Raw genomic sequence first — 23450 nt, 5'->3', positions numbered from 1 at the left:
AGACAAGTGGCGTTCATGACAGATGTGCGGTGCTTTTGCTCGCCTCATCGCGAGCAGGCTCGCTCCCACAGTAATCGAGGCAGGCCTGAGATTTTGTGATCGACATCAATTCCTGTGGGAGCGAGCCTGCTCGTGAAGGCCGCACCGCAGATGTTCAGTCGAACATGAACAGCGCATCATTGCTGAACTGCGCCTCGAACCGTCCCGCCGGCATCGGCCGCCCGAACAGATAACCCTGAACCTCGTCGCAGCCATGCTCGCGCAGAAAGTCCAGTTGCTCATGGGTTTCCACGCCCTCGGCGATCACCGCCAGATTCAGGCTGTGGGCCATGGCAATGATTGCCCGGGCGATCTGCGCGTCCTGCTCGCCGGACGGCAGGCCATCGACGAAGGTGCGGTCAATCTTCAGCACGTCGATCGGGAACTGCTTGAGATAGTTCAGCGACGAGTAACCGGTGCCGAAGTCGTCGACCGCGATGCTCAGACCGAGGTTCTTCAAGCCGGCAAGGATCTGCATCGCCTCGCTGACTTCGCGCATCAGGATACTTTCGGTCAGCTCCAGTTCCAGACACGCCGGCGGCAGGCCGGTTTCCTTGAGGATGGTGGCGATCCGCGTGCCGAGCTGGCCGTCGGAGAACTGCCGCGCCGAGATGTTCACCGAGACTTTCGGCACGCGCACGCGGCTCTGGTGCCAGGTCTTGAGCTGGCGACAGGCTTCGCTGATCACCCAGTCGCCGACGTCCACCACCAGCCCGAGTTCTTCGAGCACCGGGATGAAATCCCCCGGCGGCACCAGCCCGCGACGCGGATGACGCCAGCGCAGCAGGGCTTCGGCGCCGGTCAGGCGTTTGCCGTCGCCGCTGAACTGCGGCTGGTAATACAGCACGAATTCGTTCTGCTCCAGGGCGTGGCGCAGATCGCTTTCCAGTTCCAGACGCTCCAGCGCACTGGCGTTCATGTCGGCCTGATAGAACTGGAAGTTGTTCTTGCCGCGTTCCTTGGCGTGGTACATCGCGGTGTCGGCGTTCTTCATCAACTGGCTGAGTTCGTTGCCGTCCTGCGGGCTCAGGGCGATGCCGATACTGGCGGTGACGAAGAACTCGCGTCCCTCAAGTACGAACGGTCGTACCAGACTGCCAAGGATCTGTTCGGCCACGTGGATCGCACGGTTCAGCGCCATTTCACGGCTGGAGCGGTGTTGCAGCAGCAGGGTGAATTCGTCGCCGCCCATTCGCGCCACGGTGTCGTCATCATCGACGCACGCCAGCAAACGCGTGGCCATGTCCTTGAGCATGCGGTCGCCGGCGGCGTGGCCGAGGGAGTCGTTGATCGGTTTGAAACGGTCGAGGTCGAGGAACATCAGCACTACCCACGACTTCTGCCGTTCGGCCGATTGCAGCGCGGTGTGCAGGCGATCCTGGAACAGCGTGCGGTTTGGCAGGTGGGTCAGGGCGTCGTAGTAGGCGAGGCGGTGAATCCGCTGCTCGCTGGCCTTGCGCTCGCTGATGTCACTGAAGAAGCACACGTAACTGGCCAGGTCGCCCTCGTCATCGAGCACGGCGGTGATGCCGACCCACGCCGGGTAGTGCTCGCCGTTGCGGCGCTTGAGCCAGACTTCACCTTCCCAGGTGCTGTGCTGATGCAACTGCTTGAGTACGTAGCGCAGGTGCGCGTCCTGCTGTTCGTCGACGGTCAGCATGTTCGGCAACTGGTCGAGCACCTCACCCACCGCGTAACCGCTGACCCGGCTGAACGCCTCGTTGGCCTGGACGATATAACCGGCCGGGTCGGTGATCAGGATTGCCGAGGTCGAGTGCTCGAATACCGTGGCCGCCATCCGCAGGTCTTTCTCGGCGCGGCGCTGCTGGCTGATGTCGCGACCGACCCCGAGCACGCCTTCGAAGGCGCCATGCTCGTCCCACACCAGCACCAGGCGCAGTTCGATCGGGATCTTGCGGCCGTCGGCGCGCAGGCAGTCGAACAGGAACAGCTGGGTCTGCACCTGGCTGCGCAAAATCACCAGTTGCTCGGGTTTGCCCAGGGCTTTGCTGACGCGATCCATCAGGTGATAGATGCCGCTCAGTTGCTGCGGGTTGGCGATGGTCGATTGCCATCCGTTCTGGAAAATCCATTCGGCGTCATAGCCCAGCACTGCCTGCACCGAGGGGCTGACGTAGTTCAGGGATAGCTTGCTGTCGGTGGAGAAAATCACGTCGCTGATGCTTTCGGCGAGCATCCGGTAGCGTTGTTCGCTGTCGCGCAGGGACTCGCTGGCTTCGATCTGCTCGGTGATGTCCTTGGCCACGCCGATGATCCGCGTGACCTGATCGTGTTTGTCCCGGGCCAGCGCCTGTTCGCGAATGTCGAAGCGCCGCCACTCGCCGTCGCGATGACGGAAGCGCAACTGACATTGCAGCAACTGGCTGTAACCGGCGTGACGCTGCATCTGCCGCGAGCGATGGTAATAGTCGGCGTCTTCCGGGTGCAGGAGAATTTCCCAGAAATACTCGCCCATCTGATGCAGCTCGGTGCGGTTGTAGCCCAGGGTCTGGCCGAGGTGGTGGTTGCTGAAAATCATCCGCTGGCTGATCACGTCCTGCACATACAGATGATCCGGCACGGTACGCACCACGTCCGACCAGAAACCTTCGCGCTCCAGCAGCGACAGTTCGATCAGCTTGCGGCTGGTGATGTCGTTGATGCTCAGGATCACGGCCTTGTAGTCGTGCTGTTCCTGAGGCAGGCGCAGCACCAGCCACAGGTGCTGGTCGCGGCCATTGATGTCCGGGAGCTTGATTTCCAGTTCCAGCTGCTTTTGCTGCTGGAGCACGGCGTCGAGCACCTGATTGCCGATGGCGCACTGACTGTGCGGCTGACCGTCGATCAACAGTTGCCAGGCGTGGTCGCAGGAATTGACGTTGAGCAGTTGCAGCGCGACCTGGTTGACCTCGGTCACCCGCAGTTCGTGGAGCAATTGCTGGCGCTGTGCCGGCTGGTCGAGCCAAGCCTTGAGCTGGTCGCTGGTCTGGATCTGGGCCCTTTCGAAAACCTGTTTGAGCCCCGAAAGATCCAGCACGCACAACGCCACGCCGGTGCCTTCGAAAATATCCTGATAACGCCGACGCCCCTCATGCACCTGACGCTGACGGCGACGCATGTTGAGCAGGGCGATAAACGGCAGCAGCGACAGCGCCAGGCCCAACAGGCATTTGCCGATGAACGCCGGCAGCAGTTGTTCGAGCACATGCTGGCGGTCGAACAGGCCACGCAGTTGCCAGTCGCTGCTGCTCAGCGGCACGGTCAGCACACTGTTGGCCAGATCGTCCGGGGTCAGGACGCTGGTGCTGCCGATGGGCATTGCTTCGTCGCGGCTGATGATCTGATGGTTGATGCGGTTTTCCACCAGCCACAGAGGACGGATGCCTGTTTCGCCTTGTTTGGTCAGTGCTTTAAAGAAGGTGGGTGTCAGCCGCAGCGCCCAGTAACCGCGAGTGCTGCCACTGGCCTGATGCAGCAGCAGATGCACCACCGAACCGTCTTCGTCGTTGCTGAAGTAATGCGCCTGAGCGCGACTGCGGCGCACCAGATCGCTGAGGTAATCGGCGTCATGGCTGTCGGCGGCGCTGTCGCTGAGGATCTTTCCGGACGGGCTGAGCAGGGCCAGGCTGCGCAGGTCGGGCAGTGATTTCTGAAGTTTGCGCAGGAGTGCCTGCTGTTCGTCGGCCGACTGCGGTTGTTCGACGATCGGTAGCAGGTTGAGGGCGATCTGCGCGTTCAGCGCCATGTTCAGGCTGACCTGAGCGGCGAGGTCGGCGGTGTAGTCGATGGTGTACTGGCGCTGGTTTTTCTGGGTTTCGCGCAGTTGATCGAGCAGTTGCCAGAACAGCAGCGCCAGTAGCAAAAGCACCAGCGTCGCCAGCGCGCCTTTCAAGGTTCCGCGCAGGGACGAGCCGGGCGCCGGTTGGGTGCTGCTCACAGAGGCTGGCGGAGTGACGTTGGACAAGCTGTAATCCTGCGGTCTGGCTGGACTGGCGCGACGTGCACTATAAGCCGGACGCCCAAGGGGCGGCTAGCATGCCTTGAGTTGTGGCGAAGTGCCAGCCCCACTCGGCTGGACTGCCTTCCGTCATTCAGGTAGCTTTGCCGGTTACGCGGGAGCGTTCCAGCTCCTAGACTCAGACTTTTTCAGCGCGCACGCATTGATGACCATCAAGTGAACGACGCGCATCGGTCTGGCCGGGCATCGCCTGCGCTCCAATCATTCATCTGTCACTGACCCAAGGTTCTCCATGGCTCAATACGTCTTCACCATGCATCGGCTGGGCAAAGTTGTTCCGCCGAAGCGGGAAATCCTGAAAAACATTTCGCTGTCTTTCTTCCCCGGCGCCAAGATCGGCGTACTCGGCCTCAACGGTTCGGGTAAATCCACGCTGCTGAAAATCATGGCCGGCGTCGACACCGAGTTCGAAGGCGAAGCGCGCCCGATGCCGGAACTGAACATCGGTTACCTGCCGCAAGAGCCGCAACTGGATCCGACCAAGACCGTGCGTGAAGTGGTCGAGGAAGCGGTCAGCGTGATCAAGGATGCGCAAGCGCGTCTGGACGAGGTCTACGCGGCTTACGCCGACCCGGACGCCGACTTTGACAAGCTGGCCGCCGAACAGGCCAAGCTCGAAGCGATCCTGCAGGCCAGCGACGGTCACAACCTGGAGCGCCAGCTGGAAGTCGCCGCCGATGCGCTGCGTCTGCCGGCCTGGGACGCCAAGGTCGAACACCTGTCCGGTGGTGAAAAACGTCGTGTGGCCCTGTGCCGTCTGCTGCTGTCCGCCCCGGACATGCTGCTGCTCGACGAACCGACCAACCACCTGGACGCCGACTCCGTTGCCTGGCTCGAACACTTCCTGCACGACTTCCCGGGCACTGTGGTCGCGATCACGCACGACCGTTACTTCCTGGACAACGTTGCCGGCTGGATTCTGGAACTCGACCGCGGCGCGGGCATTCCTTACGAAGGCAACTACTCGGGTTGGCTGGAAGCCAAGTCCGATCGTCTGGCCCAGGAATCCAAGCAGCAATCGGCCCACGAAAAAGCCATGAAGGAAGAACTGGAGTGGGTGCGCAAAGGCGCCAAGGCCCGCCAGTCGAAATCCAAGGCTCGTCTGCAACGCTTCGAAGAAATGCAGTCGCAGGAATTCCAGAAGCGTTCGGAAACCAACGAGATCTACATCCCGGCCGGTCCGCGCCTGGGCGACAAGGTCATCGAATTCAAGAACGTCACCAAGGGCTATGGCGATCGCGTCCTGATCGACAACCTGTCGTTCTCGATGCCCAAAGGCGCCATCGTCGGCGTGATCGGCGGTAACGGTGCCGGTAAGTCGACCCTGTTCCGCATGCTGATGGGCAAGGAAACCCCGGACTCCGGCAGCATCGAGATCGGCGAAACCGTGCAACTGGCCTGCGTTGACCAGAGCCGCGAAGACCTGGACGGCAGCAAGACCGTGTTCCAGCAGATCTCCGACGGTTCCGACCAGATCCGCATCGGCAACTACGAGATCCCGTCGCGTACCTACGTCGGTCGCTTCAACTTCAAGGGCGGCGATCAGCAGAAGTTCGTCAAGGACCTGTCCGGTGGTGAGCGCGGTCGTCTGCACCTGGCGTTGACCCTGAAGGAGGGCGGCAACGTCCTGCTGCTCGACGAACCGTCCAACGACCTCGACGTTGAAACCCTGCGTTCCCTGGAAGAAGCCCTGCTGGACTTCCCGGGCGCCGCCATTGTGATCTCTCACGATCGGTGGTTCCTTGACCGCGTCGCAACTCACATCCTGGCGTACGAAGACGACTCGCAAGCGGTGTTCTTCGAAGGCAACTACACCGAGTACGAAGCCGATCGCAAAAAGCGCCTCGGCGAAGCAGCGGCCCAGCCACACCGGGTACGCCACAAGAAACTGGCCTGATTACGGGTTGGTTGCATGAAAAAGCGGAGCCTTCGGGCTCCGCTTTTTTTTGCCTGCAATGCAGACTGTTTTATAGCGTGTGTACTATTTGTTTTCATAAATGCGACATTTTTGTCTGTTGCTGTGTACATGTCGTTTGTTACAGTCCGGCTCAATCGCTTCCAACGACAACAAATCTGCCGAGACTTTTCCCATGATCGAATCCGTCGAATCCTTCCTCGCCCGTCTGAAAAAACGCGATCCGGATCAACCCGAATTCCACCAGGCCGTCGAAGAAGTCCTGCGCAGCCTGTGGCCGTTTCTCGAAGCCAATCCGCACTATCTGACCTCGGGGATTCTGGAGCGCATCTGCGAGCCGGAGTGGGCGGTGGTGTTCCGGGTGTCGTGGGTCGACGATCAGGGCAAGGTGCAGGTCAATCGCGGTTTCCGCATCCAGATGAACAGCGCCATCGGCCCGTACAAGGGCGGCTTGCGCTTCCATCCTTCGGTGAATATGGGCGTGCTGAAATTCCTCGCCTTCGAACAGACTTTCAAGAACTCCCTGACCTCATTGCCCATGGGCGGCGGCAAGGGTGGCTCGGACTTCGATCCGAAGGGCAAGAGCGACGCCGAAGTCATGCGTTTCTGCCAGGCATTCATGAGCGAGCTGTACCGGCACATCGGTGCCGACGTGGACGTGCCGGCCGGTGATATCGGTGTCGGCGCCCGGGAAATCGGGTTCCTGTTCGGCCAGTACAAGCGCCTGAGCAACCAGTTCACCAGCGTGCTGACCGGCAAGGGCATGACCTACGGCGGCAGTCTGATCCGTCCGGAAGCCACCGGTTTCGGTTGCGTGTACTTCGCCGAGGAAATGCTCAAGCGCCGCGAGCAGACCGTCGAAGGCAAGCGCGTGGCGATCTCCGGTTCCGGCAACGTTGCGCAATACGCGGCTCGCAAAGTGATGGACCTGGGCGGCAAGGTGATTTCCCTGTCCGACTCCGAAGGCACGCTGTATTGCGAGGCGGGCCTGAGCGAAGAACAGTGGCTGGCGCTGCTGGAACTTAAGAACGTCAAGCGTGGGCGGATCAGCGAATTGGCTTCCGCCTTCGGCCTGGAGTTCCGCGCCGGTCAGCTGCCATGGTCGTTGCCGTGCGACATCGCGCTGCCATGCGCGACCCAGAACGAGCTCGACGCGGAATCCGCCCGCACCTTGCTGCGCAACGGCTGCATCTGCGTGGCCGAAGGCGCAAACATGCCGACCACCCTTGAGGCTGTGGATATCTTTATCGAGGCCGGCATTCTGTTTGCGCCGGGCAAGGCCTCGAATGCCGGCGGCGTGGCGGTCAGTGGGCTGGAGATGTCGCAGAACGCCATGCGCCTGCTGTGGACCGGGGGCGAAGTGGACAGCAAGTTGCACGGGATCATGCAGTCGATCCACCACGCCTGCGTGCATTACGGTGAGGAAAACGGCCGGATCAACTACGTCAAAGGCGCGAACATCGCCGGCTTCGTCAAAGTCGCCGACGCGATGCTCGCCCAAGGCGTGGTTTAAGCAACCGGGTTCAAGAGCGCTCTATGCGGATCACTTCAATCAGTTGATCGCCGGCCGGGCGCTGCCACAGCACTTCATCGTTGAGCCGCGCGCCAAGCAGCGCACGGCCCAGCGGTGAGGCCCAGTTGATCAGGCCGTTGGCCGCATCGGCCTGGTCTTCACCGACCAGTTGCACCCGGTGCTCGGTGTCGTGTTCGTCGGCGTAGGTCACCCAGCTGCCGATCTGCACTTTGTCGGTAGATGTCGGGGCCGGTGCGACCTGAGCGCTGCCGACCCGTTGATTGAAATAACGCAAATCCCGTTCGAGATCGGCCAGCCGCTGTTTGTCAGCCTGTTCGCCCTTGGCCGACTGCTCGGCGTGCAGGCTTTGCAGCTCGGCGACTTTTGCCTGCAATTGGGCAAGCCCTTGCGGCGTGACGTAATTGGGCTGTGTGCTGACCTGCCGTTCGACCGGCTGATCGGCTTGCGCAGCGGCATTGTCTTCGTTGACGAAAGCGCGACTCATGGTGGGCTCCTGTTATAGCCGTTGGGCCATGGTCGCAGGCAAAAGGTTTCGCTGGATGTCTGGAAGCGACCTACGGCGAACGATATGCCCGCGCGGCGCCCTGATCCTTCTCCTGCTGCCAGGCGCGCTCGCGTTCGTCCCAGTGCTCGTTGCGATACTGTTCGCGATCCTTGTTTTCCAGCATCGCCTGACACTGACGGAAGCCGTCGCTCCAGCCTTCGGCGTATTGCTTGTCCTTGAGATAACGCGGCACGTTCTTGCGAAATTCGCCGCTGATCGAACCGGCCGCCTGACGACCGCTGATGCATCCGTCATCGAAACCGTCGGCGAACGCCGGTGGATAACCCTTGGCAATCAGGTCTTCGTGAGTGCTCTGACAGCCACCCAGCAACAGCAACACGCCCGCGAACACCGCACACCGCCACATCACACTCTCCCGGGCCGTCACACGGCTGATACGGAAAGTCTAGAAGGTGATTCGTCGGGCTTTGGTGAAAGGCCTGTCAGTAATTCGTTAACCAGTAGAGATTCCTGTGGGAGCGGGGATATGTTCGGGATCAGTAGTGATACCACTTCACTTCCAGCATCACTTCGGTCTCCGGCGTGGCCAGATGGCTGAACTCACGCTGGGCGCTCAGGCGCAGGCCGAGGTTGCGCGACAGTTCCCACTGCTGATTCAGGCTCAGGCTACGGCGCACTTCACCATTGAAGAAGTAATCGCCTTTGGCCTCCAGGCTGAGATTGCCCAACGGGTTTTTCCACAAAACGCCGGTATTGAAACCGCCTGCGGGGGAAACGAACTCGGCGAAATCATTGTTGTGTTCAACGCGCACGGTGCCGAGGGCAAAACCCAGCACATCGTCACCCAGCGCCCACGTGCCGCCACCGCCACCGTTGACGTGGCTGACCAGCGTCTCGTCATCATGCTTGCCCGGTACGCGTTCAAGACCACCGGTGACTTGCCACGACAGCGGCTGCAACAGCGCGTTGCGCGGCGTCAGCGAGCGGATGGTCGCCAGATCCAGTTGCTGAAATTGCCAGTGATTGCCTTCGTACTGGCGCAGCTTCATTTGCAGGATTTCGATCTGTGCGCCGAGGGGGAAACTCTCGGCGTTGTCGTTGAGGTCGTGATAGGCCATGCGCAAACCGTACTCGCCAAACGCGCGATCGCCGCGAGTGCCGACACCGGCCTGCCAGGTGCGCGATTCGTGGCCGTCTTCGGGCAGACCCGGTTGGGGAATTTGCAGCTCCGGCGCCGGGTTCTTGTTGATCGCTCGCAGCAATTCGAAACTGCGTTGCGCTCGCTGTGGATCACGCTCCTGGCCGTTGGCGCGGTAGCGCTCCAGCCGATACGCCGCGTCAACAATCAGCGCCTGGCGATCCCGGGGCAGGGCCTGGAAGGCTGGGTCCTGAAGTTGCTGCTGGTCGGCGCTGACTTTCAGCACCCAGTCCTGTTCTTCGCCGCTGAGGGGCTCGGCACGGCTGAGCAATTCGCGCTCGCGGGACGGACGGTATTCGATGTGCTCGACCAGCCCGGCTTCCTTCACCGCTTTGACGGTGTCGGTGGGGATCGCCGTCAGCGGGAATTGCTCGGTCAGTCGCAGGCTCGGACGGGCGACTTGCAGCAGTTCAAGCAGGCGATAGGAGCAGTTTTCATCGAAGAAAAAATAGTCGAACTGGATCTGCTTCAGCTCCCACACATGCTCGACCATGCGCGCGGTTTCGGCTTGCGTCAGGTTGAGCCGGTACTCCCACAGATCGCGGTTTTCCAGGCTGCGGTATTCCGAGAGTTTTTCCTGATAAGGCACGAGTGCGAACAGTCCCGGATATCCACCCATCAGGCCTTTCCAGGCGTAAAGAATGCTGTTGTCCGAACCTTCGATGTAGGCGCCGAAGTTGATCGCGTAACTGAGCAGCGAAGTCTTGTCGCTTTGCACGTCGGCCTGGTCGATGCGCAGCAGGGTATGGCCGAACATTGACGACGGGCTGTTGAGGTAGGCCGCCGGGAAAATCATCACTGCGCTGTGGGGCGAGACGTCCTTGAACCATTTCTTGAATTCGGCGCAGTCCGGGGTTGGCAGGTCGGTCAGGTTGAGTTGATCCTTCAGCCAGCGGGTGCGTGCCGGGTAAACGCACTGGGCGTGTTGCTCACCGAGACTGGCCGGGGCGTATAGCGCCTGCACGGTGGCGGCCAGCTCATGGTCGGGGTGTTCATTGCCGTTGGGTGCGAGGAAGAATTTTTTGTCGCTGACGTAGCTGCGCCAGCCACCGAGCTTGGCGGTTTCGTAATGACCGAGGGAAATCCAGAAGCGGTCGTTGGCCAGTTGCTGCAAACGTTGAGGGTCGATGTGAGGCGCGGCGGACAGCGGGGCGCAGACACACAGCGCCAGCCAGGCAAGGCGTTTGAGCATAAATGGCAACTTAAGTCGAAAAGAAACAAAGCCCGGGAAGGGCGGGCCGAAAAAATAAAACCCGCTTCCCGAAGGAAGCGGGTGGGTCGAGCTTAAGCCTGAGTCGCGTACTTGGCCAGACGTGGGTCTGCCTTCAGAACGGCCAGGGTGTTGGTATGCACGTCTTCAGCGGTCACGTCAGCCTTGCTGAAGATCTGCTGGAAGTGCTCGTGAGTGACGGCGGCGAAGTGCGCACGGTCTTCCGGCGCCACGCCCAGTACCACGGCATAGGTCGTCAGCGCTTCGCCGTTGCCTTTTGCCATGTCTTCGGACAGCTCGTTCATCATGCCATTCATGGCAAACCAGGATTTGCCGCCATAGGTCAGCGAAGCGTTGGTGGAGCAGCCGTTGGTGCCGGACGTCATGCCGAACGTCGCGTTGCCGGAGGTGCCGTTGGTGGTGGATGCCAGGAAGTGTGCCGGGGTGCCACGCTGACCTTCGAACAGCATGTTACCCCAACCGCAATCCGGGCCGCCTGGAGCTTGCGCCATGGCGTTGATGGATACAGCGGTGAAGAGAGTACCGAGAAGAATCCGTTTCATAGCTTTGTTCTCTTTGTGTGCATACCAATGGACAGGGTTCTGGCCCCCAAGCTCTGTACGAAACAGATCCAGACGAAGCCAGTGGGCCGGTATTAGTTCCAGCCGCGCAGTTTGGAGTTTAGGCACGTTCCGAGGGTTCCGTGAGTTTTTGCACAATATTTGGAATAAACCCCGGTTTCACGAGGCGCCGCCGCGTGCAGGGTGGTTGTCTATGCTTTGTCGTGTGGCGCGCCTTGCCAGTGAGGCTCGGGCAGCGCCAGAATGCCGCTATCTGCCCCGCCTGATTGTTAAGGAAGCCCGATGCCTGATCCTGTTGCTGCCAGCTTGCGTCTAGCGCCCGAAGCGCTGACCCGTCCGTTTTCCGCTGAACAGTTCAGCTTCACTACCACCAATGATCTGGAGCCCTTTCGCGGTGTGCTCGGCCAGGAACGTGCGGTCGAAGCCTTGCAGTTCGGTGTGGCCATGCCACGCCCCGGTTACAACGTATTTGTCATGGGCGAGCCCGGCACCGGCCGTTTCTCGTTCGTCAAACGCTACCTGAAGGCCGAAGGCAAACGCCTGCAGACCCCGGCGGACTGGGTCTACGTCAACAATTTCGATGAGCCGCGCGAACCCCGCGCTTTGGAGCTGCCATCGGGCAGCGCCGCTGCTTTCATCGGCGACATCAACGGCCTCATCGACAACCTGCTGGCGACCTTTCCTGCGGTGTTCGAGCACCCGTCCTACCAGCAGAAGAAAAGCGCCATCGACCGCGCCTTCAACCAGCGCTACGACAAGGCGCTGGACGTCATCGAACGTCTGGCTTTGGAAAAAGACGTCGCCCTGTACCGCGACAGCAGCAACATCGCCTTCACCCCGATGCTTGAAGGCAAGGCGCTGGATGAAGCCGAGTTCGCCCAGTTGCCGGAGGCCGAACGCGAGCGTTTTCATGACGACATCTCCGGCCTCGAAGAGCGCCTGAACGAAGAGCTCGCCAGCCTGCCGCAATGGAAGCGCGAGTCGAGCAACCAGCTGCGTCAGCTCAACGAAGAAACCATCACCCTGGCCTTGCAGCCCTTGCTCGCACCGCTGTCGGAAAAGTACGCGGAAAATGCGGCCGTCTGCGGTTACCTGCAAGCGATGCAGGTCTATCTGCTGAAAACCGTGGTCGAGCAACTGGTCGATGACAGCAAGACCGACGCCGTCGCGCGCAAGCTGCTGGAAGAGCAATATGCGCCGAGCCTGGTGGTCGGCCATCCGGCCAGCGGCGGTGCGCCGGTGGTCTTCGAGCCGCATCCGACCTACGAAAACCTGTTCGGCCGCATCGAGTACACCACCGATCAGGGCGCGCTCTACACGACCTATCGCCAGTTGCGTCCGGGTGCGTTGCACCGCGCCAACGGTGGTTTCCTGATTCTTGAAGCGGAAAAAATGCTCGGCGAGCCGTTTGTCTGGGATGCGCTCAAGCGCGCCCTGCAATCGCGCAAGCTGAAGATGGAGTCGCCGCTGGGCGAGATGGGCCGTTTCGCCACCATGACGCTCAACCCGCAGCACATTCCGTTGCAGGTCAAAGTGATCATCATCGGCGCGCGTCAGCTGTATTACACGCTGCAGGACCTCGATCCGGACTTCCAGGAGATGTTCCGCGTTCTGGTGGACTTCGACGAAGACATCCCGATGGTCGACGAAAGCCTGGAGCAGTTCGCCCAGTTGCTGAAAACCCGTACTTCGGAAGAAGGCATGGCGCCGCTGACCGCCGACGCGGTGGCGCGCCTGGCGACCTACAGCGCGCGACTGGCCGAGCATCAGGGGCGCTTGTCGGCGCGGATCGGCGATCTGTTCCAGCTGGTCAGCGAGGCGGATTTCATCCGGCATCTGGCCAACGATGAAATGACCGACGCCGGCCACATCGAGCGTGCCCTGAAGGCCAAGGCCACCCGCACCGGCCGGGTGTCGGCGCGGATTCTCGACGACATGCTGGCGGGGATCATTCTGATCGACACCGACGGCGCCGCAGTCGGCAAGTGCAACGGCCTGACCGTGCTCGAAGTCGGCGACTCGGCGTTCGGCGTGCCGGCGCGGATTTCCGCCACGGTGTACCCGGGCGGCAGCGGCATCGTCGACATCGAGCGCGAGGTCAATCTCGGTCAGCCAATCCACTCCAAGGGCGTGATGATCCTCACCGGGTATCTGGGCAGCCGTTACGCCCAGGAATTCCCGCTGGCGATTTCCGCGAGCATCGCGCTGGAGCAATCCTACGGCTACGTTGATGGCGACAGTGCGTCGCTGGGCGAGGCGTGCACACTGATTTCGGCGTTGTCGAAAACCCCGCTCAAGCAATGCTTCGCGATCACCGGCTCGATCAACCAGTTCGGCGAAGTGCAGGCGGTGGGCGGGGTCAACGAGAAGATCGAAGGCTTCTTCCGTCTCTGCGAAGCGCGCGGGCTGACGGGCGAGCAGGGCGCGATCATTCCGCAGGCCAACGTTGCCACGCTGATGCTTGATGAAAAAGTATTGGCGGCGGTGCGTGCCGGGCAGTTCCACGTTTACGCGGTGCGTCAGGCCGACGAAGCGTTGAGCCTGCTGGTGGGCGAGCCGGCCGGTGAGCCGAACGAACAGGGCGAATTCCCGGAAGGCAGCGTCAATGCGCGGGTGGTGGAGCGCCTGCGGGTGATTGCCGAGATGATCAGTGAAGAGGATCTGAAAGAGGCCGAAAAGGAACTGGCGCAGGAGGCGCTGGCCGAGGCCAAACCGGCGTAAGCCAGGCAGCCATAAAAAAACGGGAGCCTTGTGCTCCCGTTTTTGTTTCGTCGCGAACGTCGGCAAAAGTGCCATCAGTCTGGCGTCAATATTCACACAATGACCATTCGGCGCCTTCTGGTTCTGTGCGGCTTGCGCGGCGGACTTTTCTTCTATTCTCTGCTCAAGGACATCGACAGTATCACTGGATCGAAACAGCTCTTCAGCAAGGGCTGAACACCGGCTTTACCGAGGGTCGCCGCCATGTCGCGCAACCTCTGCCTCACCCGTCAGTGCCTGGGTCTCGTGACCCGTATCGAATGCGCCATCAAGCCTTTGGCCGGCGATAACGGCATGTGGACGTTGCTCTTCGCCGCCGGCATGGCCGGTGAACAACCTTCCGCCATCAAGGCCCAGGGCCCGTTCCACGGACCGATCGCCGCCGAGTCGATTCTCGACACCATCGTTGAAAGCCTGACGATGCACGGCTATGAACTGGCCAATGATCCACAGATCTGGTCGTTGCATCTGCAGGCGCAGTTACGGCAGATCAACGGTGGACGCGGACGCAGCATCGGCACTTTCGATCACTAGAGTGCCGATCATCAGCGCCGATCAGGGCGCAGCGCCCTGGGTCTGCGCCTTGTCGAGTTTGACCTCAAAGCCGTATTGCACGGTGGCGAGGTCGGTTCGCTGGTAGGTTTCAACGTGCGTCGGACGGCCGTAGAAATAATGCACGCCGAATAACGCCGGCCCTTCCGTGCTCACGTCGTGGCTGACCGACAGAATCCGCTTCAGGTAATGACCGCTGTCGTCCTTGACGAAGAATCGCCATTCGTTGGCGGGGAATCGCTTCAAATCCACCACCAACGCGTTGTTCCTGATTTCCAGACCTTTAGGCAGGGCCTTGGCTTCATAAGCCTGTTTGTCCACCGTGGCCAGGAACAACGGCATCGAGCCGACGGCAATCGCCGGGGTTTCCGGGAACAGGTTCAGGTCGTAGGTGATGGTCGCCTGCAGCGGGTCGACCTGATACGCCTCGGGCGGCAGTTCGATCGGCTCGTCGAGTTTGCCATTGTGTTTTTCAGTGAAGAACGTCACCGGGCTTTCGCCGGGGCTGAAGTCGTCGCCGATCATTTCATCGTTGAAGGTTTTACGGTGGTCGAATTCGATGCGCGCGGCGCTCGGCTCTTCAACCGACTGACGGATATGAACGCCGCTTTTCAGCTGTTCTTCAGTCAGGGACGCGCCCTTGAGCCAGTCGGGCGCGAGGTCATCGTAGACGGTGATCGGCAGGTCGAGCGGCTGCACGGTTTTTTCCGTGGTGTGCGGATCGAATTCGCGCACGGGCAAATCCAGCGCCTTGCGGGTGACGGTTGCTTCGGAAAAATCCAGCAGGCTGACTTCGAGGGTGTCGATCGGGCCGTTGAAGTACACCTTGTTGTAGTGGCGCGGATGCTGCTGTTCAAAGGCCTGTTGTTCATCGTCCAGCTTTTTTTCCAGCGTCTCGCTCCAGGCTTTTTGCTGTTGCAGGTAGGCCAGCTGCTTTTGATAGAACGCCACCTGCTCGGGGTTTTCATTGATGGCGCCGGCGCGCACCAGAAACTGGCCCGTCGAATCGCGGGCCTGGACGATCAACGGATTGAGCCGGGTATTGGCGACTTCCGGGGCGAGCGGCAGTTGGTTGCTGAACTCGAGTTCGGCGTAGTGTGTGTCCAGTTTCAGCAAGGTCACGCTGAGGTTGCCATCGGAGCGGGTCTGGCCGACGTCCTTTTTATCCAGATTGAAACTGTGCAGGCGTTTCGGGACGATGACTTCCACCTGGCCTTGCAGGCTGACCGGGCGCGGCAGGTTCTTCTTGTCGACATTCAAACCCTCGATGAACGGGTAAGTGACAGTCAGGTCATCGGGGTTGGTGACGTTGGAGCTGGAAGGACTGAGCTGAATGCCCGGATCGGTTTCCGACCATTCCGGTTGATAGGCAATCACCCGTTTGTTGCTCAGGGTCACCGAGTGCCACTCCACGCCATGGGGGAACAGAAAGCCGCCGGGGATGTTGAGATTGAAGGGGAACACCGGTTGCAGATCGGTGAGGTAATCGGAACTGGAATCCTTGTGCAGCACGAACAGGCCGTTGATGAAGGTATCGACCAGCGTCTGCGGCGTGGGGTAGTGCCTGAGCACGCCGAGGGCGTCTTCGCCGTATTCGGTAATGGACGGTTTGTTGTCGAGCTTCTGTTGCGCGCGTTCGAGCAACAGCAGCGAACCGCCGAGTTCGGTCACGGCGTCCTTGAGTTTGGGGTCGGTGATGGCGTCCAGCGACTGCTCGAACTGCGCGGTCTTTTCTTCAAGACTGACGGCAGGCTTTTCATCGCCGGGCGAACACCCGCCAAGCAACAGGGCAAAGCAAATTCCGGCAGTCGTTATCGGCAATCGCACATCCATTTCCCGTCTTCCTGTGCACTGTCGCTGGGCTGTCAATGGTTTGGACACTAGCAGAAAAACTTTGACACACACACGCAGGTGGCGGATTTCCGGGCGGTTTCTGGCTGTCATGGGCGGCTGGTATACTCGCCGCCGATTTCAACCCTTCTTGTGTGAGAGTCAATGGAACGCTTTATCGAAAATGCAATGTACGCCACGCGCTGGCTGCTGGCGCCGATCTACATCGGGCTGTCCCTGGGGCTGCTGGCGCTGGCATTGAAATTCTTCCAGGAAGTGTTTCATGTCATTCCCAACGTTTTCTCCATGGCCGAGTCCGAGCTGATTCTGGTGCTGCTGTCGCTGATCGACATGGCGCTGGTCGGCGGCTTGCTGGTGATGGTGATGATTTCCGGCTACGAGAACTTCGTCTCCGAGCTGAACATCGATGAAGGCAAGGAAAAGCTCAGCTGGCTGGGCACCATGGACTCCTCGTCGCTGAAGATGAAAGTGGCGGCGTCGATCGTTGCAATCTCTTCGATCCATCTGCTGCGGATCTTCATGGATGCCAAGAACGTCGATCCCGAGCACCTGATGTGGTACGTGATCATCCACATGACCTTCGTGATCTCGGCGTTTGCCATGGGTTATCTGGACAAGCTCACCAAGCACTGATGAGCTGACGATTGCTGTAACAAAACCGCCCGTCTGTTGCGAAACAGACGGGCGGTGTCGTTTGTGGCTTGTGCTTTGATCCGCCGAGGCATATCCCTGTAGGTCTCAAGGCTCGTCACCGCGTGAGGTGCGTTCATGAACCTGCAAGAGTTGAATGCGTTTGCCGTCGCCAGAAAGGTCGACGAACTGAACCTGATCTCCATGGAAGGCGGGATCTATCTGCTGGAGGCCCGGATGCATGGCGCGGCGTATCCGCTGAGCGATCCGCAGGGGAATATGCTGACGCTGCGTTCGGTCGAGCATGCCCGGGATGTGCTGCATAACTTTCCGGTGCTGCCGTTCAACCTGGTGCACACCTCGGTGCACGATGAAATGTGCGGTCTTGGCGCCAGTGGCGAAGAAAGCCTGAAGGTGCCGCTGGCTTGGCGATCCGCGCTGTAGGCCCTGGGGCCTGATCAATGCCGGAACATCTGTGCTAGTCTTCTCGCCCTTTTGGATCCGGGCGCGCCGGGACGCGCTGTGTACGCACGGCAGGTCCTGAGGCCGTCCGCACAGCGGAGCAGTGTCATGTCCGAAGTAAATCTGTCCACCGACGAAACCCGCGTCAGCTACGGTATTGGCCGTCAGTTGGGTGACCAGTTGCGCGACAACCCGCCACCGGGTGTCAGCCTGGACGCCATCCTGGCCGGTCTGACCGACGCGTTCGCCGGTAAGGAAAGCCGTGTAAGTCAGGAAGCCATGTCCGCCAGCTTCAAGGTGATCCGCGAGATCATGCAAGCCGAAGCCGCTGCAAAGGCTGAAGCCGCTGCTGGCGAAGGCCTGGCATTCCTGGCTGAAAACGCCAAGAAAGAAGGCATCACCACCCTGGCCTCCGGTCTGCAATTCGAAGTGCTGACGCAGGGCGAAGGCGCCAAGCCATCCCGTGAAGACACCGTGCGTACTCACTACCACGGCACGCTGATCGACGGCACTGTGTTCGACAGCTCCTACGAGCGTGGCCAGCCGGCTGAATTCCCGGTTGGCGGCGTTATCGCTGGCTGGACCGAAGCCCTGCAAGTGATGAATGCCGGCAGCAAATGGCGTCTGTACGTGCCGAGCGAACTGGCTTACGGCGCTCAAGGCGTTGGCAGCATCCCGCCGCACAGCGTTCTGGTGTTCGACGTCGAGCTGCTCGACGTTCTGTAATCCCGTTACCCTGCACAAGCGTGGCTTGTGCAGGGTTTCCTCGCCGTTCTCATACTTCGATTTTGTTGTGCAGTTCACTGGTCGGGCGCAAGGCCCGGGCATAGCAGAACAGGAACAGATTGCGCACCAGCTCCTTGAGCACCAATGGCTCGCTGGAACTCAGGCCGCTGACATCCAGATCCCCTTGATCCTGCAGTTCATGCAGGGCTTCTTCTTCCAGTACGGCACAGACTTCACCGGTTTCCCGATGCAGGATCCTGAGGTACGGATGCGGGCGATCCAGCCAGGCGTCGATCAAATAAGTCATGGGTCTCATCTCCATTGAAAGGTTTCAATGAGAATAATTCTTATTCGTCAAATAGCAAGCGCCTATTGGCGGTTTGTGATTTTTTGCGGGTAAAGATTGCGTAAGGTCAAAACGGCTGGCGTTTGGCTATTGCGAGGATTTGTTGGGGATTGCGGGGGAGGGCGAAGCTCCATCCCACGGCGGGCGCGGGATGGAAGACAGCAGACTCAGACTTTTCTGACGAACTCGGATTTGAGTTTCATCGGGCCGATGCCGTCGATCTTGCAGTCGATGTCGTGATCGCCATCGCACAGGCGGATGTTCTTGACCTTGGTGCCGACCTTGACCACCAGCGAGGTGCCCTTGACCTTCAGGTCCTTGATCACGGTGATGGTGTCGCCGTCCTGCAGGACGTTACCGACCGAATCTTTCTTCACGGCGTCATCGGACGCCACTTCGGCTTCACCGCCGGCAGACCACTCGTGGGCGCACTCCGGGCACACCAGTTGGGTGCCGTCTTCGTAGGTGTATTCGGAATTGCATTTCGGGCAGGGTGGCAACGTGCTCACTAAGGCTCCTTGGAGAGGGGATCGCTAAAAGTCGCACATTGTATAGGGTTTTAGCCGCCGATGGCAGGCAACAAAAAACCGCAGGCTCCAACGGAGGCTGCGGTTTTTAGATGACGCGATGCTGATCAGTGCGTGCGGGCGACCGCGAACTCGCTCAGCTCAACCAGCGCATCGCGGTATTCGCTGGCCGGCAGCGCGTCGAGGCACTTGATCGCACGGGCCACGTAATCACGGGCCAGTTGCGCTGTGTATTCCAGCGAACCGGAGGCTTCCACGGCGATGCGGATGCTTTCCAGGTCTTCGATCCCGCCTTTCTGGATCGCCTGGCGTACCAGTGCGGCTTGCTCTGGCGTGCCTTCGCGCATGGTGTAGATCAGCGGCAGGGTCGGCTTGCCTTCGGCCAGATCGTCACCGACGTTCTTGCCCAGGGTTTCGGCGTCGCCCTTGTAGTCGAGCAGGTCGTCGACGAGCTGGAACGCCACGCCCAGGTGATCGCCGAAGGTGCGCAGGGCTTCGCTCTGCTCGGCGGTGGCACCGGCCAGCGCCGCGGCACTGTGGGTCGAAGCCTCGAAGAGCATCGCGGTCTTGCCGCGGATGACTTCCATGTAGGTTTCTTCGGTGGTGCTGGCGTCGCGAACCTTGGACAGCTGCAGCACTTCGCCTTCGGCGATGATGCGCGTGGCCTGGGACAGGATCTTCATCACCGGCATCGAGCCCAGTTCGACCATCATCTCGAACGAACGCGAGTACAGGAAATCGCCGACCAGTACGCTCGGGGCGTTGCCCCACATGGCGTTGGCGGTGGAGCGGCCACGGCGCATGCCGGACATGTCGACCACGTCGTCATGCAGCAGGGTGGCGGTGTGCAGGAATTCGATGGTGGCGGCCAGCAGGCGCATGTCGTCGCCTTCGCGACCCAGGGCCTTGCCACACAGCAGCACCAATAAAGGACGCAGGCGTTTGCCGCCGGCCGACGTGATGTAATCGCCGATTTTCGATACCAGCGGCACTCGGGAAGTCAGCTGCTTCTTGATGATGCCGTCGACGGCGCTAAAATCGTCCGCCACCGCGCGGTAGAAAGCTTGGGGTTGCATCAGCGACAGGTGCTCCAGAAGGGTTGCGCGGCATGCTAGGACCCACGTCCGGGCCTGTCAAGGCGCGATGGACGGCCCCTTGCATGACTTCGAAGGCTTGCGTACAATCGCGCACCCTGAACTTCCTGGGCAGCACCTGCCTTACGCAATTGCACTTGGGCCGTTCCAGCCCCATGCAGCCATGCCAGCCAATACCTCTTCTTATAAAGAGCTGGGTGAGCAGGATTATCGGAGAAATACCATGTACGCAGTAATCGTTACCGGCGGTAAGCAATACAAGGTCGCTGAAGGTGAATACCTGAAGATCGAAAAACTGGAAGTCGCCACTGGCGAATCCGTGACTTTTGACCGCGTTCTGTTGGTCGCCAACGGCGACGACGTGAACATCGGCGCACCTGTTGTTGCTGGCGCAACCGTCAAGGCTGAAGTGATCTCCCAAGGTCGTCACGATAAAGTCCGCATCATCAAGTTCCGTCGCCGTAAGCACCACATGAAGCGTATGGGCCACCGCCAGTGGTTCACCGAGATCAAAATCACCGGTATTCAGGCTTAATTACAGCCTAATTCCTCACTAGGAGAATTGAACTCATGGCACACAAAAAAGCTGGTGGTAGTACCCGTAACGGTCGCGACTCAGAAGCCAAACGCCTTGGCGTGAAGATGTATGGCGGCCAGGTCATCAAGGCCGGCAACATCATCGTGCGTCAGCGCGGCACCCAATTCCACGCTGGTTACGGCGTTGGCATGGGTAAAGATCACACCCTCTTCGCGAAAATCGAAGGCGTGATCAAGTTTGAAGTAAAAGGCGCCTTCGGTCGTCGTTACGTGAGCGTTGTCGCAGCCTAACTGCGAGAGTGCTGGAGAAGCCCTGTCTTGCGACGGGGCTTTTTCGTTTGTGGGGTGAGTCTCTTGCAAAGCTGTTTGTATGGGCTGCCGGCGTGCGATGCAGGTCGTGGATTGGGGTCGCTGCGCTCATTTTTGCAAGAGTCTTATGTCTTGATTGTTTTTCGGCTCGTCCGTACGGCGAGAGGCGTTGGTTATGAAGTTTGTTGATGAAGTATCGATCCGCGTAAAGGCTGGCGACGGCGGCAATGGCTGCATGAGTTTCCGTCGGGAAAAATTCATTGAAAACGGCGGCCCGAACGGTGGTGATGGCGGTGACGGCGGTTCCATCTACATGATGGCCGACGAAAACCTCAACACCCTGGTGGACTACCGTTACACCCGGCACTTCGATGCCGAGCGTGGCTCCAACGGCGGCAGCACCGACTGCACCGGCAAGAAGGGTGACGACCTGATCCTGCGCGTGCCGGTCGGCACCACCGTGATCGACTCCGCCACCCAGGAAGTCATCGGCGACCTGACCAAGGCCGGTCAGAAGCTGATGGTGGTGCAGGGCGGCTGGCACGGTCTGGGTAACACCCGTTTCAAATCCAGTACCAACCGTGCGCCGCGCCAGACCACGCCGGGCAAGCCGGGCGAGCAGCGCGACCTGAAACTGGAAATGAAAGTGCTGGCCGACGTCGGTCTGCTCGGTCTGCCGAACGCCGGTAAAAGTACCTTTATCCGCTCGGTGTCGGCTGCCAAGCCGAAAGTTGCCGATTACCCGTTTACCACCCTGGTGCCGAACCTCGGTGTGGTCAGCGTCGATCGCTGGAAAAGCTTCGTCATCGCCGACATTCCGGGTCTGATCGAAGGCGCTTCCGACGGTGCTGGCCTGGGTATTCGTTTCCTCAAGCACCTGGCGCGTACCCGTCTGTTGCTGCACCTCGTCGACATGGCGCCACTGGATGAAAGCAGCGCTCCGGACGCCGCTGAAGTGATCGTCAACGAGCTGATCAAGTTCAGCCCGTCGCTGGCCGAGCGTGATCGCTGGCTGGTGCTGAACAAGTGCGACCAGATCCTCGAAGAAGAGCACGAAGCGCGGGTCAAGGAAATCGTCGATCGTCTGGAGTGGACCGGTCCGGTCTACGTGATCTCGGCCATCGCCAAAGAAGGCACCGAGCGCCTGACGCGCGACATCATGCGTTATCTGGAAGATCGTGCCGATCGCTTGGCCAATGACCCGGCCTACAAGGAAGAGCTGGCCGATCTCGATCAGCGCATCGAAGACGAAGCCCGTGCGCAGTTGCAGGCGCTGGATGACAAGCGTGCCCTGCGTCGCAGCGGCGTGAAGTCGGTCCATGACATCGGCGACGATGACTGGGACGAAGAAGATGTGGATGACGAAGACGGTCCGGAAATCATTTACGTGCGTGACTGATTCGTTGCAGTAAACTTAAGCGCCGCTCAATCGAGCGGCGTTTTAGTATCTGGAAATCGATTGTTGGTCACGAAGAACCACGAATAACGTCACGGGCAGTGCCACGTCGCGCTGCCCTCAAGCTAAGGTTGAAGATGATGCGGAGCAAGGTGACAGGTGCGCAGCGTTGGGTCGTGAAGATCGGCAGCGCTTTGCTGACAGCGGATGGCAAAGGGCTGGATCGCGCGGCAATGAGTGTCTGGGTCGAGCAGATGGTGGCTTTGCACGAGGCTGGCGTCGAGCTGGTGCTGGTGTCCTCCGGGGCAGTGGCGGCGGGCATGAGTCGCCTGGGCTGGACTGCGCGACCCAGTGCGATGCACGAGCTCCAGGCCGCCGCAGCAATCGGTCAGATGGGCCTGGTGCAAGCCTGGGAATCGAGCTTTGCCGAGCATGGTCGGCACACCGCGCAGATTCTCCTGACTCACGACGACCTGTCCGACCGCAAGCGCTACCTGAACGCCCGCAGCACCTTGCGCGCGCTGGTCGAGCTGAAAGTCATCCCGGTGATCAACGAGAACGACACTGTGGTCACCGACGAAATCCGCTTCGGCGACAACGACACGCTTGCAGCGTTGGTGGCCAACCTGGTCGAGGCCGATCTGCTGGTGATCCTGACGGATCGCGACGGTATGTTCGACGCCGATCCGCGCAATAACCCTGATGCCCAGCTGATTTACGAAGCGCGCGCCGATGATCCGACGCTGGATGCGGTGGCGGGCGGTACCGGTGGTGCGCTGGGGCGTGGCGGCATGCAGACCAAGCTGCGCGCGGCGCGTCTGGCGGCGCGTTCCGGGGCGCACACCATCATTGTCGGCGGGCGTCTGGAGCGCGTGCTCGATCGCCTGAAGGCGGGTGAGCGCATCGGTACGCTGCTGTCGCCTGAGCGCGGCATGCTCGCGGCGCGCAAGCAGTGGCTGGCCGGTCATCTGCAAACCCGTGGCACGCTGGTGCTGGATGATGGCGCGGTTTCCGCTCTGTCTCAGGGCAATAAAAGCCTGCTGCCGGTCGGCGTCAAACTGGTTCAGGGCAGTTTCCGTCGCGGCGAAATGGTGGTGTGCGTGGCGCCGGACGGTCGAGAGATTGCCCGTGGCCTGGCCAACTACAGCGCGCTGGAAGCACAAAAAATCATCGGTCAGTCGTCGGATGCGATTGTCGGTTTGCTGGGTTACATGGCTGAGCCGGAACTGGTTCACCGTGACAACCTGATTCTGGTGTAAG

At 60.5% G+C, this 23450-nt stretch carries 20 protein-coding genes; 11 read left to right on the top strand and 9 right to left on the bottom strand.

Translation table 11 applies throughout. The annotated features are described in order from the left end of the window. Window positions 1-154: 154 nt before the first annotated feature. Entirely contained in the window at window positions 155-4003 is a 3849-nt protein-coding gene (locus PDR5_RS24800) for a bifunctional diguanylate cyclase/phosphodiesterase (protein WP_064599550.1), read from the bottom strand. Between the two features lie 286 nt (window positions 4004-4289). Between PDR5_RS24800 and ettA the strand changes: the two genes are divergently transcribed. Together ettA and gdhA are read left to right on the top strand one after the other, a co-directional pair. After that, window positions 4290-5954, top strand: a complete 1665-nt coding sequence (gene ettA / locus PDR5_RS24795; protein ID WP_007950976.1) for an energy-dependent translational throttle protein EttA — start codon at window positions 4290-4292, stop codon at window positions 5952-5954. 193 nt (window positions 5955-6147) lie between these two features. Beyond that, window positions 6148-7485 (top strand): NADP-specific glutamate dehydrogenase, encoded by a 1338-nt coding sequence (gdhA, locus tag PDR5_RS24790; RefSeq protein WP_064599548.1) that lies wholly within the window; start codon window positions 6148-6150, stop codon window positions 7483-7485. 10 nt (window positions 7486-7495) lie between these two features. On the opposite strand, the gene PDR5_RS24785 is transcribed toward gdhA, so the two are convergent. From PDR5_RS24785 to PDR5_RS24770, 4 genes are all read right to left on the bottom strand, one after another. Then, window positions 7496-7990: a GreA/GreB family elongation factor gene (locus PDR5_RS24785; protein WP_064599547.1), complete on the bottom strand. Its 495-nt coding sequence runs from the start codon at window positions 7988-7990 to the stop codon at window positions 7496-7498. A gap of 70 nt (window positions 7991-8060) precedes the next feature. Next, entirely contained in the window at window positions 8061-8417 is a 357-nt protein-coding gene (locus tag PDR5_RS24780) for a hypothetical protein (protein WP_039771731.1), read from the bottom strand. Between the two features lie 130 nt (window positions 8418-8547). Beyond that, entirely contained in the window at window positions 8548-10401 is a 1854-nt protein-coding gene (locus tag PDR5_RS24775) for an Lnb N-terminal periplasmic domain-containing protein (protein ID WP_064599545.1), read from the bottom strand. Between the two features lie 92 nt (window positions 10402-10493). Continuing rightward, window positions 10494-10982, bottom strand: coding sequence for a DUF3015 domain-containing protein (locus PDR5_RS24770; protein WP_007950971.1), 489 nt, complete (start codon window positions 10980-10982; stop codon window positions 10494-10496). 300 nt (window positions 10983-11282) lie between these two features. Here PDR5_RS24770 and PDR5_RS24765 point away from each other — a divergent pair, with 300 nt between their 5' ends. Together PDR5_RS24765 and PDR5_RS24760 are read left to right on the top strand one after the other, a co-directional pair. Next, window positions 11283-13721, top strand: coding sequence for a Lon protease family protein (locus PDR5_RS24765; RefSeq protein WP_064599543.1), 2439 nt, complete (start codon window positions 11283-11285; stop codon window positions 13719-13721). A gap of 243 nt (window positions 13722-13964) precedes the next feature. Beyond that, window positions 13965-14294, top strand: coding sequence for a PA4575 family protein (locus PDR5_RS24760; protein ID WP_007950969.1), 330 nt, complete (start codon window positions 13965-13967; stop codon window positions 14292-14294). A gap of 21 nt (window positions 14295-14315) precedes the next feature. Here the strand turns inward: PDR5_RS24760 and PDR5_RS24755 are convergent, their stop codons facing one another. Then, window positions 14316-16145, bottom strand: a complete 1830-nt coding sequence (locus PDR5_RS24755) for a hypothetical protein (protein WP_064599538.1) — start codon at window positions 16143-16145, stop codon at window positions 14316-14318. 162 nt (window positions 16146-16307) lie between these two features. On the opposite strand from PDR5_RS24755, the gene PDR5_RS24750 reads away from it, so the two are divergent. The 3 genes from PDR5_RS24750 to PDR5_RS24740 all read left to right on the top strand — a co-directional run bounded on the left by PDR5_RS24750 (window position 16308) and on the right by PDR5_RS24740 (window position 17981). Beyond that, window positions 16308-16796, top strand: a complete 489-nt coding sequence (locus PDR5_RS24750; RefSeq protein ID WP_007950967.1) for a TIGR00645 family protein — start codon at window positions 16308-16310, stop codon at window positions 16794-16796. Window positions 16797-16931: 135 nt separating this feature from the next. Beyond that, entirely contained in the window at window positions 16932-17237 is a 306-nt protein-coding gene (locus PDR5_RS24745) for a DUF6482 family protein (RefSeq protein ID WP_064599536.1), read from the top strand. A 126-nt stretch (window positions 17238-17363) separates the two neighbouring features. After that, on the top strand, window positions 17364-17981 hold the full coding sequence (locus PDR5_RS24740; RefSeq protein ID WP_064599535.1) for an FKBP-type peptidyl-prolyl cis-trans isomerase: 618 nt from the start codon (window positions 17364-17366) through the stop codon (window positions 17979-17981). Between the two features lie 49 nt (window positions 17982-18030). On the opposite strand, the gene PDR5_RS24735 is transcribed toward PDR5_RS24740, so the two are convergent. From PDR5_RS24735 to PDR5_RS24725, 3 genes are all read right to left on the bottom strand, one after another. Beyond that, window positions 18031-18288, bottom strand: a complete 258-nt coding sequence (locus PDR5_RS24735) for a PA4570 family protein (RefSeq protein ID WP_007950964.1) — start codon at window positions 18286-18288, stop codon at window positions 18031-18033. A 206-nt stretch (window positions 18289-18494) separates the two neighbouring features. Next, entirely contained in the window at window positions 18495-18836 is a 342-nt protein-coding gene (locus tag PDR5_RS24730; protein WP_007950963.1) for a zinc ribbon domain-containing protein YjdM, read from the bottom strand. A gap of 125 nt (window positions 18837-18961) precedes the next feature. After that, on the bottom strand, window positions 18962-19930 hold the full coding sequence (locus PDR5_RS24725) for a polyprenyl synthetase family protein (protein ID WP_007950962.1): 969 nt from the start codon (window positions 19928-19930) through the stop codon (window positions 18962-18964). A 241-nt stretch (window positions 19931-20171) separates the two neighbouring features. Here PDR5_RS24725 and rplU point away from each other — a divergent pair, with 241 nt between their 5' ends. The 4 genes from rplU to proB all read left to right on the top strand — a co-directional run bounded on the left by rplU (window position 20172) and on the right by proB (window position 23449). After that, entirely contained in the window at window positions 20172-20483 is a 312-nt protein-coding gene (rplU, locus tag PDR5_RS24720) for a 50S ribosomal protein L21 (protein ID WP_003228361.1), read from the top strand. Window positions 20484-20518: 35 nt separating this feature from the next. Continuing rightward, window positions 20519-20776, top strand: a complete 258-nt coding sequence (gene rpmA, locus PDR5_RS24715) for a 50S ribosomal protein L27 (protein WP_003228360.1) — start codon at window positions 20519-20521, stop codon at window positions 20774-20776. Window positions 20777-20969: 193 nt separating this feature from the next. Next, complete coding sequence (gene cgtA, locus PDR5_RS24710) at window positions 20970-22193, top strand: Obg family GTPase CgtA (RefSeq protein WP_064599533.1); 1224 nt, start codon at window positions 20970-20972, stop codon at window positions 22191-22193. Between the two features lie 137 nt (window positions 22194-22330). Beyond that, complete coding sequence (gene proB / locus PDR5_RS24705; RefSeq protein WP_039771715.1) at window positions 22331-23449, top strand: glutamate 5-kinase; 1119 nt, start codon at window positions 22331-22333, stop codon at window positions 23447-23449. The last annotated feature ends 1 nt before the right edge of the window (window position 23450 follow it).

This window comes from Pseudomonas sp. DR 5-09 (assembly GCF_001655595.1).
In the GTDB taxonomy this organism is placed as follows: domain Bacteria; phylum Pseudomonadota; class Gammaproteobacteria; order Pseudomonadales; family Pseudomonadaceae; genus Aquipseudomonas; species Aquipseudomonas pharyngis.
Note: the sequence above shows the minus strand (reverse complement) of the source record. Positions and strands in the feature narration are given on the sequence as shown.